General features: G+C 70.9%; 9 protein-coding genes. 1 reads left to right on the top strand and 8 read right to left on the bottom strand.

Going from position 1 to position 9,977, the window contains the following annotated elements:
• The 3 genes from ACLF3M_RS27400 to ACLF3M_RS27390 form a co-directional block, all read right to left on the bottom strand.
• Positions 1-217, bottom strand: a 217-nt coding sequence (locus tag ACLF3M_RS27400) for an NADPH-dependent FMN reductase (protein ID WP_430660179.1), incomplete at its 3' end; no start/stop codon positions are given.
• Between the two features lie 361 nt (positions 218-578).
• Positions 579-1,496 carry a serine hydrolase domain-containing protein gene (locus tag ACLF3M_RS27395; RefSeq protein WP_430660178.1) on the bottom strand — a complete coding sequence of 306 codons (918 nt, stop codon included), beginning with the start codon at positions 1,494-1,496 and terminating at the stop codon, positions 579-581.
• A complete protein-coding gene (locus tag ACLF3M_RS27390) occupies positions 1,493-3,043 on the bottom strand; it encodes an ABC transporter substrate-binding protein (RefSeq protein ID WP_430660177.1) in 1,551 nt (516 codons plus the stop codon). Before ACLF3M_RS27390 ends, ACLF3M_RS27395 begins: the two co-directional genes overlap by 4 nt.
• A 741-nt stretch (positions 3,044-3,784) precedes the next feature.
• Between ACLF3M_RS27390 and ACLF3M_RS27385 the strand changes: the two genes are divergently transcribed.
• Entirely contained in the window at positions 3,785-4,438 is a 654-nt protein-coding gene (locus ACLF3M_RS27385; RefSeq protein ID WP_430660182.1) for a CopD family protein, read from the top strand.
• 159 nt (positions 4,439-4,597) lie between these two features.
• Here the strand turns inward: ACLF3M_RS27385 and ACLF3M_RS27380 are convergent, their stop codons facing one another.
• The 5 genes from ACLF3M_RS27380 to ACLF3M_RS27360 form a co-directional block, all read right to left on the bottom strand.
• The gene (locus tag ACLF3M_RS27380; protein ID WP_430660176.1) at positions 4,598-5,569 is read right to left on the bottom strand and encodes a YeeE/YedE thiosulfate transporter family protein; all 972 of its coding nucleotides are present in this window, start codon (positions 5,567-5,569) and stop codon (positions 4,598-4,600) included.
• 7 nt (positions 5,570-5,576) lie between these two features.
• Entirely contained in the window at positions 5,577-6,893 is a 1,317-nt protein-coding gene (locus ACLF3M_RS27375) for an NAD(P)/FAD-dependent oxidoreductase (protein WP_430660175.1), read from the bottom strand.
• A 3-nt stretch (positions 6,894-6,896) separates the two neighbouring features.
• Complete coding sequence (locus ACLF3M_RS27370; protein ID WP_430660174.1) at positions 6,897-8,045, bottom strand: patatin-like phospholipase family protein; 1,149 nt, start codon at positions 8,043-8,045, stop codon at positions 6,897-6,899.
• A 26-nt stretch (positions 8,046-8,071) separates the two neighbouring features.
• Positions 8,072-8,893: a 3-hydroxybutyrate dehydrogenase gene (locus ACLF3M_RS27365; RefSeq protein WP_430660173.1), complete on the bottom strand. Its 822-nt coding sequence runs from the start codon at positions 8,891-8,893 to the stop codon at positions 8,072-8,074.
• A gap of 61 nt (positions 8,894-8,954) precedes the next feature.
• Entirely contained in the window at positions 8,955-9,890 is a 936-nt protein-coding gene (locus ACLF3M_RS27360; RefSeq protein WP_430660172.1) for a LysR family transcriptional regulator, read from the bottom strand.
• Between the last annotated feature and the right edge of the window lie 87 nt (positions 9,891-9,977).

Below are 9,977 nucleotides of genomic sequence, written 5' to 3'. Positions count from 1 at the left end.
GCACGCCGTCCACTTTGGCGATCGCGGCCTTGAAATCCTTGGCGACCTTCGGAAAATCGGCGTCGTAGTCGTAGCTGTAGAGCGGCAGTTCGCCGAAGGGGATCTCCGCCATCTCGAGTTCGGCGGGGGCGAGGCGCACCAGGGCCATCGCGAGCCTTCGATTGATGGATCCCTTCGCCAGGCTGCCGACGAAATAGCCGATCCTGTAGTTCGGCATCGCCTTCACTCCTGTTCCGGTTCACCACGGCCTGCCGGTCCGCGTAGCAGTGTCCGAGGGACGATATAACGGCCCGGCCCCCGAGAAGGCCTTCCGGCGCGGTGCGGGATGGCAGACAAACGGTCGTCATTGTGCGTTCAGGACGGCCACCAGCCGGGCGAGGCCGCTGCGGCGAGCGCGAACTTCGTCCTCTGAGATTGCCCGTTCCGGGCGATGAACTTCAATCGGCCGAGCACCTAAGTGCCGTGGTCCGACAGCAGTAGGCGTGAACGCCAGCACCAATGCGCGGGCTGGTCCAAGACCCTCCGCGCTTGCTACCAGAGACTATCGGGGCGGCGAAGTATTTCCGTCGCCCATTGGCTCATTCTCCAGCGCAGAGCCGCGCCGTGAAGCCGGCGCGGATTCCATTGGGTTCCACCAAGCGATCGCGCCCGATGCCGACGTCAGCAATGGCGACGATGGCGGCGACGAGAGAGAGGCTTGGACAGCACCAGAGAAACGTGCGGATGGCAGTCCCACTGTCCGGGAAGGTCGCGGTGCCGCCATGACCGAACGCGTCGCGCGCCGCCGCGGGCCAGGCCGCGGCCTCGGCGTTCGAGTACCAGTTCCAGCCATAGCAGGCATCAAGCTCCGGATTCGCAGGCCGCGTCGCCCGCACGACATGCTCCGCCGGGATCAGGTCGCCGCCGCCCTCGGCCCAGAGCAGGCCCCAGCGCGCCAAATCCAGGAGGTTGGAATCAACGGCGAGCTTCGGCCCCGGGTCCTCGAACCGCGCCGGATCGAAGGGACGGTCGAAGTGGTAGAGGTGCCATGACGACAGGCCGAGCGGCTCCACCAGCGCCGTCCGGGTCTCGGCCAGGATGCTGTCCCCGGCCCAGCCATGCGCGCGGGCGACCACCCGTTCGGCGGCGGTGAAGGCAGCGTTGTTGTAGCGGAACCGCTCGCCGGGCCCTTCCGGCGCCAGCCAGCCGGAGGTGCCGGTCGCCAGCATGGCGAGAGTGATGGCGCGGTCGCGCGGATCGCCGCTGATCGCCACCAGGTCCGGCCACGCCTCGGCGGCGTTCAGCCCCGGCGTCAGCGTCCCGCGCGCGAGGGCGCGGCCGATCAGCGCGCTGTTGATGGACTTGCGGATGCTGCCGATCTCGAAGCGCGTCTCCGCGGTGAAGCCGTGTGCGAGCCGCTCTGCCGCCACCTGGCCGCGATGCAGCACCAGCCCGCCGAAGGGCGTGCCTTCGGACTGCGCGACCAGCCAGTCCAGCGCCGCTTCCGCCCGCCTCATGGCCGGCGCGCCGACATTGCCAGGGTGAGCTGGTCGAAGCGCGGCACGTAGACGATGCCGCCACGCGTTGCCCAGGTGTAGGATTCGAAGTGCAGCGGGATCAGCGCGTGGTCCGCTATCGCGGCCTCGGTCGCCTCGGCCAGCAGCGCCGCGCGCCGCGTGTCGTCGAAGGTGCGGAGCGCCTCGGCCAGCAGCGCGTCGACCTGGAGGCTGGAGTAGAGGCCGCGATTCTGCGCGCCCATGCCGGAAGCCGGGTCCACGGTCGCGACGAGGGCGCGGAGATTGGCCGACATCTCGCCCGAGGAACCGCCCCAGCCGCCCATCCAGAGGCTCGCCTCGCGCCGCGCGATGCGGGTCGCGGCGACCGAGAAGGGAACCGCCTCGAGCGTCGTGGCGATGCCGATGCGGCCGAACATCTGCGCCACCGCCTGCATCACCCGCTCGTCGTTCACGTAGCGGTCGTTGGGGCCGAGCAGGGTCAGGCGAAAGCCGTCCGGCCAGCCCGCCTCGGCGAGCAGGGCGCGGGCGCGCGCGGGGTCGTGCGGCGCGGGGCCGAGTCGGTCACTGGCGCCGAAATAGCCGGGTGGCGAGATCTGCCCGGCCGCGGTCGCGGCGCCGTCCATCACCCGCTCGACGATCTGCGCGCGATTCAGCGCCAGCGACAGCGCCTCGCGTACGCGGCGGTCGCGCAGCGGATTGCGCTCGACGGGCCGGCCCTGCGCATCCGCGACACCCGGCGAGGCATCGCGCGCCTGATCCATGCCGAGATAGATCACGCGTGGCGTCGGGCCGGTGAAAAGCGCGACGCCCGGCGCCCGGCGCAGCCGCTCGAAATGCACCGGGCTGACGCCGTCGATGAGCTGCACGTCGCCCGCCAGCAGCGCGGCCACCAGGGCCGTGGGGTTGGGGATGAAGCGGAACGTCACGACGTCCCATGCGGCGGCGCCGCCCCAATGGTCGGGGTTGCGGCGGAAGGTGACGCGGTCCCCGGGCGCGTAGCCGGTGAAGCGGAAGGGCCCCGTGCCGATCGCCGCGGGGCCGGCGTTGTAGTCGGCGGTCGACGCCTCCGCGCGGGCGGCGGAGATGACCGCGATCTGCGTCAGGTCGTTCGGCAGGCTCGGCGCCGGCTGGCGCGTCGCGATGCGGATGGTGAGCGGATCCACCACCGTCACGCCTGCCACCGCGGAGAGGTAGACGCCGAACGAGCCAGGACTGCCTGGCACGCTCGGCGCCCGCCGCAGGCTGGCGGCAACGTCGGCGGCGGTGAAGGGCGTACCGTCGTGGAAGCGGACATTCGGCCGCAGCGAGACTTCCCACTCCAGCGGGCCGGTCGCGCGCCAGGCGACCGCCAGCCCCGGCTGCAGCCGCAGCGCCTCGTCGGCATGAATCAGCCGGTCGAAGACATGCCGGTTAATCGCGTTGTTGGAGCCGAGCGTGTGGAAGTGCGGATCGAGGGAGGTGATGGCCGCGCTGAACCCGACCGTGAGGTCGTCGGCGCGCGCCGGGCCGGGAAGCAGCAGCAACGCGGCCAGTAGCAGACGGACCATGCGCCCAATCCTCCTGCGTCGTGCCGCAACCTTATGCACAGAAGTCAGTCAAAGCGGACCTCCCGGCCGTCCCAGCTCCTCGACGCCCGCAGAGCGGCGATCGTGGCTACCGAAGCCTGCGTTACCGGCGCGTCGCTTTGGGCATGCGGCTGTTCGTCCAACCCGCCTCCCCGAATGTGTCCGGGTTATAGTGCGTGATAGCGCATTAGGAGCATTGCTGGAGGCAGGGGCGCAAGTGCTCGCGCCGGGCTGCCACGCATGTCAGGGACGGCAGGCGGCGCTACCACCCACGACCGCTGGAACGCCTCCACCACACACAACTACCGCGCCCCAATGGGCGGCGCGGAGGCGCAGATCTCCTTGCCCAGCCCGCAGCCTGTCGCCGCGTCGGCGCTCGCCGAGCACCAACATTCGGCATCGCACCGTTTCCAGCGACTCGGCGCGCCGCTCGACAGCGGCTTGGCAGGTACCGAGGCGGCAGGGTTTCTCCTTCGGCACAGATGTTCTCCGGCCGGACACATGCCTCACGCGGGCCGGGTTCACCTGCCTGCCGGCGCCGCCCGGCCTCGCCGGCCCGATGTGTGTGGACGAGGTCTGGATGGGCTGGATCCAGGCTTGGGCCAAGCGCGAGCCTTTTAGCCCAACACGCCTCGGCTTCGCCTACATGATGGCGGGCGACAGCGCCACGGGCGGGGCGAGCAACACTGATCCCTTCGCCACCACGCCGACTGCGTCCAACGACTGGATGGTCGAGGGACCGCATGTGATGATCCTAACGCAGCGGGTTGGAAGGCGCTGGTCGCCACGGTCTACGGCCAGCTTGTCCTCGCGAAGGCCAGCGGGCCCGCGCTCCTATTTCTGCTCGCGATGCTGAACCACCTCTACCTGACCGCGGCGCTAGTTCGTAACGGCGCGCCAGTCTTGTCGCGCAGCATTCGCGCCGAGGTCGGGGTCGCAGCCCTTGTTCTCGGCGCGACCGCGGTGCTCGGCCTCACCGCGCCGCGCGCCGCCCCGACTGTGGGCAATGCCGCCCGTCGCGCGAGGCAGGCGCTTGCTGCGGCGCACAGCGTGGCCGTCGCCGCGAATGCCAGCGGTCTTGATCTTGTTCTGGAAGTCACGCCGGCCCGGGCCGGCAGCAATCGTCTTACGCTGGAGGTGAAGCCGCGGAACGGCAAGCCGCTCACCGCGAGGGAAGTCTGGCTGGAACTGTCGCAAACCGAGGCGGGCGTCGCGGGGCTGCGGCGCCGAATGCGCGCCGAGACGCCCGGCCGGTGCAGCTACAAGGGGACGGAACTGGCGGTACCTAGCCACTGGACCGCGCGCGTCGAGGTGCTGGTCAGCGACTTCGAGCAGGTTGCGGTGGAACTGGGCTTCGACATTGCATCGACTCGCTGAACAATTTTTTCTGGCCGCCGCGCCGCGCTCAATAGGCTGGCGCCGCGAAGCGGGCGCCACCTCCTGGCACAGCGGCCGTCGGGGGGGAGGCGTCCGCCCCATCACAAGCTCGGCGGACAGCAGACTCTCAGAGTGAGTTTTTGCGCTGACAAAGCCTCCTCAGGCGGACACCGCGGCGTACCGACGCGCCAGCAGGTGCATTGTCGCGATCGCAGCGCACATCGCGGCAAAGGCTACCCAGGCATAGGGCGCGAGGAGCGGCATGGCGAGCAGGATTAGCCCGTCGTTTGCGCCAGGCACGAGAAGGCCACCCCAGGCCATGATCGCGCCGCCGGCCAGACAGCGGAACAACTGAGCGGCCGTTACCCGGCGATGGCCGAGCTGACCCGCGCTCCACCCTCCCAGCACGGCACCCGCCAAAAGCGCCAGCAGGAGCAGCCCGCGCAGCGGAAGGCCCGGTGCCGCGCCGCGAGCGAGGTCGCCGAGCGCCTCGGTGTAGCTCCAGGCGCCGACGCCGATGAGCATGATGACGAAGGCAATGCCAATCACCACGGTCGCCGCATGGGGCGACCACGAGCTCGCGAGGAACTCGCGACCCCAGCCGCCGGCACGGCGGATCGCCAGGGCGGGCCGGAAGAGGCGCCATGCGAAGAGCGCCGTCACCGGCAACGCGGCCCAGGCCGGCGCCAGCAGCACCGGGGAGACGGTCCGCATCGGCGAGGGCGACGCGCCGATCAGCGGTCCGAAGCTCAGGCAGCCCAGGAAGAAACCGAGCGGCGTGGCAACATAGACCCACTCGCCGCGCCCGAGGCGCGCGATCGAGCCGAAGGCGCAGGCCCCGTTCACGAAGGCGCCGAGGCCGAGCAGGATCCCGCCCACCATCGTCCGAGCGCCGAGCTCGAAGCCCGGCGGCATCACGGCGGCGAGGCCGATTGCGTTGGCGATGACGAGCCCGCCCGCGACCCATAGCGATGCCTCTGTCATCGCGGCGAGACGGGTCGCGCGGCGCTCCGCCAGCACCTCCTCGACCGCGACCACGGCGCAGGTCGCGCCGCGCTGGATCGCGAAGCCCATTACCGCCGCGCAGATCAGCGCGACGGCAAGCGCCAGCTGGCCGGGCATGGTCCACATCGGCGCCTCACGCCGCGCGGCTCCGCTCCGGCTCGCCGACCGGCAGCGGTTCCTGCTCGATGCTGCGGGCGAAGCGGATATGGGTGATGTCCGGCGGGAACAGCATGCCCCAGCTCCATTCCACGAAGATGCGCAGCTTCCGGCCGAAGGTCGGCATCTGCGAGAGGTAGTAGGCGCGCCAGAGAAGCCAGGCCGGCAGGCCGCGCAGCGAAAGTCCCGTCAGCGCGGCGACGCCATTAAGGTGGCCGACCGCGGCCAGCATGCCGCGCGGGCGGTAGGCGAAGGGCCTCGGCGCGGCGCCGCGCACGACAGCAAGCAGGTTGTCGGCGAGCTGCCGCGCCTGGCGCACCGCGAACTGCGCGGTCGGCGGAGAGGTGCTACCGTCATGCGCATTCGGCACGAGGGCGCAGTCGCCGCAGGCCCAGACGTCGTCATGGCCCCGCACGCGCAAGGCCGGCTCGACGCAGACCCGCCCGCGTTCCGACACCAGGCCGAGCGTCGCGAGAAGCGCGTTCGGACGCGTGCCAATCGTCGCGACGACCGTGTCGGCGGCGAGCGTCTCGCCGCGTTTCAGCGTCACGCCCTCTGGCCCGATCCGCGCCGCGGCGGCGCCGAGCTGGACCTCCACGCCGCCATGCCGCAGCATCCCGAGCGCGGCCGCGCCGAGCCGTTCCGGCAGCTCCGGCAGCAGGCGCGGCAGGTCCTGCAGCAGCGTGACCTTCATCTCGTCCGGCGCCGCGCCCGGGTAGTAGCGCGCGATCCCTTTGAGGCAATCGCTCAGCGCCCCCGCCACCTCGACGCCGGAGAAGCCGCCGCCGATCACGACGAAATGGCCGAGCTGCCGGCGCCGCGCCGGTTCGGTCTCGAGCTCGATGCGCGCGATGCGCCGGAGCACGAGGTTGCGGATGTGCAGCGCGTCGCCGACCGTCTTCAGCGGAACCGCGTGCTCCGCCATGCCCGGGATGAGGTCGAGCCGCGCGCGCGTGCCGACGGCGAGCACGAGGTGGTCATAGGCGAAGCGCTGCTCGCCCGCGAGCGTCTCGCAAGTCAGCACGCGCCCGGCGAGGTCCGCGCGCGTCACACGTCCCATCACGAAGCGCCCGCCGCGCCGCACGTCAACGACCTGACGCAGCGGCGCGACGACATGCTCGGGGAATATGGCGGCGCCGACCACTTCGGGCAGCAGCGGGTTGTAGGTGGTCGTGCTCTCCTCGCTGAGCAGCATCACCTCCCAGCCCGGCGGCAGCCGGCCGAGCAGGCGCCGCGCGATGGCCGCGCCGGCGAAGCCGCCGCCGACGATCGCGATGCGGTGCGTGGGTTCCATCGCTCAGCCCTCGCTCACGATGTGGCCCGCCTCGGTCTCGTGCAGGATGAAGCCCTCCAGCGGATCGAACTGGTGGGTCCATGGCTGCTGCTCCAGCACGCGCAAGGTGTCGGCGTGGCCGGCTTCCCAGCGCGTGCGGATACCTCGGGCGCTGAAGTCGATGTCCTTGGTGTGGTCCTCGCCGGGCAGCATGGGTGCAAGCAGCCGCACCACATGCATGCGCGTCAGGCAACCATAGGCTGCGAGATGCCGCACCTCGGGATCGGCCCGCACGTCGTCGGGCAGCCGGGCCGCGAGTTCAGCGACGATGTGGCGCAGGCGATGCAGTTGCTTCTGTCGCAGAACCTGGGCGTTCGCGCGGCTGGCATACTGAAGGTCCTTTTGCCGGCTCATCACCGCGGCCATGTCCGCCGGCTCCGGGCCGTCGGGCTGCCAGATGTTGACAGTGAACACCAGCCCGTTGCGACGCGGGTTGTCGTCGAAGACGCACTCGACCGGCGTGTTGGAGAGGATGCCGCCATCCCAATAGAGGTCGCCCTCGATGCGGACCGCGGGGAAGGCCGGCGGAAGCGCACCGGAGGCCATGACGTGACGGATGGTCAGCGGCGTGTCGCGGCTGTCGAAGTAGCGCATCTCGGCCGTGCGCACATTGGCGGCGCCGACCGTCAGCCGCGTCGCGCAGGATCCGAGGATGTCGGGGTCGATGACCTGCTTCAGCGTCGCCTCGAGCGGGGCGGTGCTGTAGTAGCCCGCGGTCTCCGGCGTGAGCCCCATGCCCAGGAACGCCCACGGATTCGGCGTGAAGAAGCTCGGCAGCCCCCCAAGGATCGTCATGGCGTTGGCCGCCGCCGGACCGAAGACCGGCGCCTCGGCGAACAACTGCGTGAGCGGCGCGTGCGTCATGCGCGCCCAGAACTCGCGCAGCCGCGGCAGGCGCTGGCCGGGGCGGTTGCCCGCGATGATCGCCGCGTTGATCGCGCCGATCGAGGTGCCGATCACCCAGTCCGGCTCGATCCCCGCCTCGTCGAGCGCCTGGTAGACGCCGGCCTGGTAGGCGCCGAGTGCGCCGCCGCCCTGCAGCACCAGCGCGATCTGGCCGAGGCTCGCGTGGTCCAGCACCGGCCGCGGCGTCGTCATGGCATGCGTGTCCATCGCCCTGTCCCTCCCGCTGCCCCGGCTCAGTGCGCCGTCCAGCCACCATCGACGGCCAGCGCCGCGCCGGTGATGGAGGACGCGGCCTCGCCGGCCAGGAACATGACCAGCGCGCCGATCTCCTCGACTGAAGCGAAACGCTTGTTCGGCTGCTGCGCGAGCAGGACCTCGCGCACCACCCGCTCACGCGAGATGCCGTGCGCGGCGGCCTGCTGGTCGATCTGCTTCTCGACTAGCGGCGTCGCGACATAGCCGGGGCAGACCGCGTTGCAGGTGATCGGCTCCTCCGCCACCTCCAGCGCGACGGCCTTCGTCAGGCCGATCACGCCGTGCTTCGCGGCCACGTAGGCCGACTTGTAGGGCGAGGCCACGAGGCCATGCGCCGAGGCGATGTTGACGATCCGCCCGAAGCCGCCGGCGCGCATCGCGGGCACGGCGTGCCGGATGGTGTGGAAGGCGGAGCTCAGGTTGATCGCCAGGATCTGGTCCCACTTCGCCGGCGGGAACTCCGTGACCGGCGCGACATGCTGGATGCCGGCATTGTTGACGAGGATGTCGAGGCGCCCGTAGCGGTCGAGCGTTCCCTCGATCATCGCCTCGATCGCGGCGGGGTCGGACATGTCCGCCGGCGAGAAGGAGACGGGAACGCCGAAATCGGCGGCGATGGCCGCCTCCGCCTCCGCCACATCCTCGGGCCTGCCGAAGCCGTTCAGCACCACGGCCGCGCCACCGGCGGCGAGCGCCCGTGCGATGCCGAGCCCGATCCCGCTGGTCGAGCCCGTGACGAGCGCCACCCTGCCGGTGAGGGCGCGGCTGGCGGTGGCGCGGGGAAGGGTGTCGGTGAGCATTTGGGCTTTCCTTGCCGAGGTTGGGTCGCGGGTGGAATTCGTCGCAGGGCGCCGCGGCGTTTCATGCCGCCATGGCATCGTGGCGATGCGGCGCCGGCAGCGTCGCGCCGCCCTCCTCCGCCGCGCGCCAGGGGTGGCGGCGGACGGCCTCGACGAAGGAGGCGAGCGGCGGCGACCAGCGACGGCCGCGCACCGTCACCACGCACACCTCCCTCACCACCTCGGGATCCACCACGCGGCGCAGCAGGACGCCCGGGCAGGTCGCGGCGAATTCCGGCAGGAAGCAGACGCCCATGCCGGCAGCCACCATGGTTTGGATCCAGTCGTCGCGTTCGCTGCGGCAGCAGCGCTCGATGCGCGCGCCGCTCGCCTCCAGCGCCTCGCGCAGCGTGTCGCGGTACTCGCAGTTGACCCGCTGCAGGTAGAACTCGCCGTCGAGCTCACGCATGGCGACCTGGTTGCGCCGCGCAAAGGGATGCATCGCGCCGCAGGCAATGCCGAAGCGCTCGGCGTAGAGCGGCTCGGCGCGCAGCGGATCGTCGAAGCCGTCTGGCGAGGCGAGGATCGCGACGTCGAGCTCGCCGGCGAGCAGCGTCTGCGTGAGGCGTGCGGGCGTTCCTTCCGTCAGGGCCAGCTCGACGCCGGGATGGGCGGCACGGAAGCACGAAAGGAAGCCGACAAAGCGCATCGGCCCGATAGTGCACATCACGCCGATGCGCAGCGGCGCGTCATCGAGGCTGAGGAAGCGCAGTGCCGCCTCACGCGCCGTGCGGGTGCGCTCCATCACCTCGGCGAAGTGCGGCAGCAGCAGACGGCCGAGTTCGGTCGGATGCACGTTGCCGCGTTCGCGCGAGAAGAGCAGGCCGCCGAGCTCGGCCTCGATCTTCTGGATCGCTCGGGTCAGCGCGGGCTGGGTGACGTGGCAGCGCTCCGCAGCGCGGGTGAAGTTGCGGGTTTCCCCGACTGCCAGGGCATAGCGGATCTCGTGCAGTTCCATGGCGCGGCCTCCGATGTCCTGTCAGGACGTCTTCGCGCCGCGAGCCCCGGGCGTTACACCGCCGGCCGCGTCGCAAGCGCGCGGCCG

Source organism: Falsiroseomonas sp. HW251 (assembly GCF_050563545.1).
Taxonomy (GTDB): Bacteria; Pseudomonadota; Alphaproteobacteria; order Acetobacterales; family Acetobacteraceae; genus Falsiroseomonas.
Note: the sequence above shows the minus strand (reverse complement) of the source record. Positions and strands in the feature narration are given on the sequence as shown.

What these genes read in the sequence shown, in the direction of transcription:
- ACLF3M_RS27395 (WP_430660178.1), bottom strand. Translation starts at nt 1,496, where the DNA reads ATGAGGCGGGCGGAAGCGGCGCTGGACTGGCTGGTCGCGCAGTCCGAA.
- ACLF3M_RS27360 (WP_430660172.1), bottom strand. Translation starts at nt 9,890, where the DNA reads ATGGAACTGCACGAGATCCGCTATGCCCTGGCAGTCGGGGAAACCCGC.
- ACLF3M_RS27365 (WP_430660173.1), bottom strand. Translation starts at nt 8,893, where the DNA reads ATGCTCACCGACACCCTTCCCCGCGCCACCGCCAGCCGCGCCCTCACC.
- ACLF3M_RS27375 (WP_430660175.1), bottom strand. Translation starts at nt 6,893, where the DNA reads ATGGAACCCACGCACCGCATCGCGATCGTCGGCGGCGGCTTCGCCGGC.
- ACLF3M_RS27380 (WP_430660176.1), bottom strand. Translation starts at nt 5,569, where the DNA reads ATGTGGACCATGCCCGGCCAGCTGGCGCTTGCCGTCGCGCTGATCTGC.
- ACLF3M_RS27390 (WP_430660177.1), bottom strand. Translation starts at nt 3,043, where the DNA reads ATGGTCCGTCTGCTACTGGCCGCGTTGCTGCTGCTTCCCGGCCCGGCG.
- ACLF3M_RS27370 (WP_430660174.1), bottom strand. Translation starts at nt 8,045, where the DNA reads ATGGACACGCATGCCATGACGACGCCGCGGCCGGTGCTGGACCACGCG.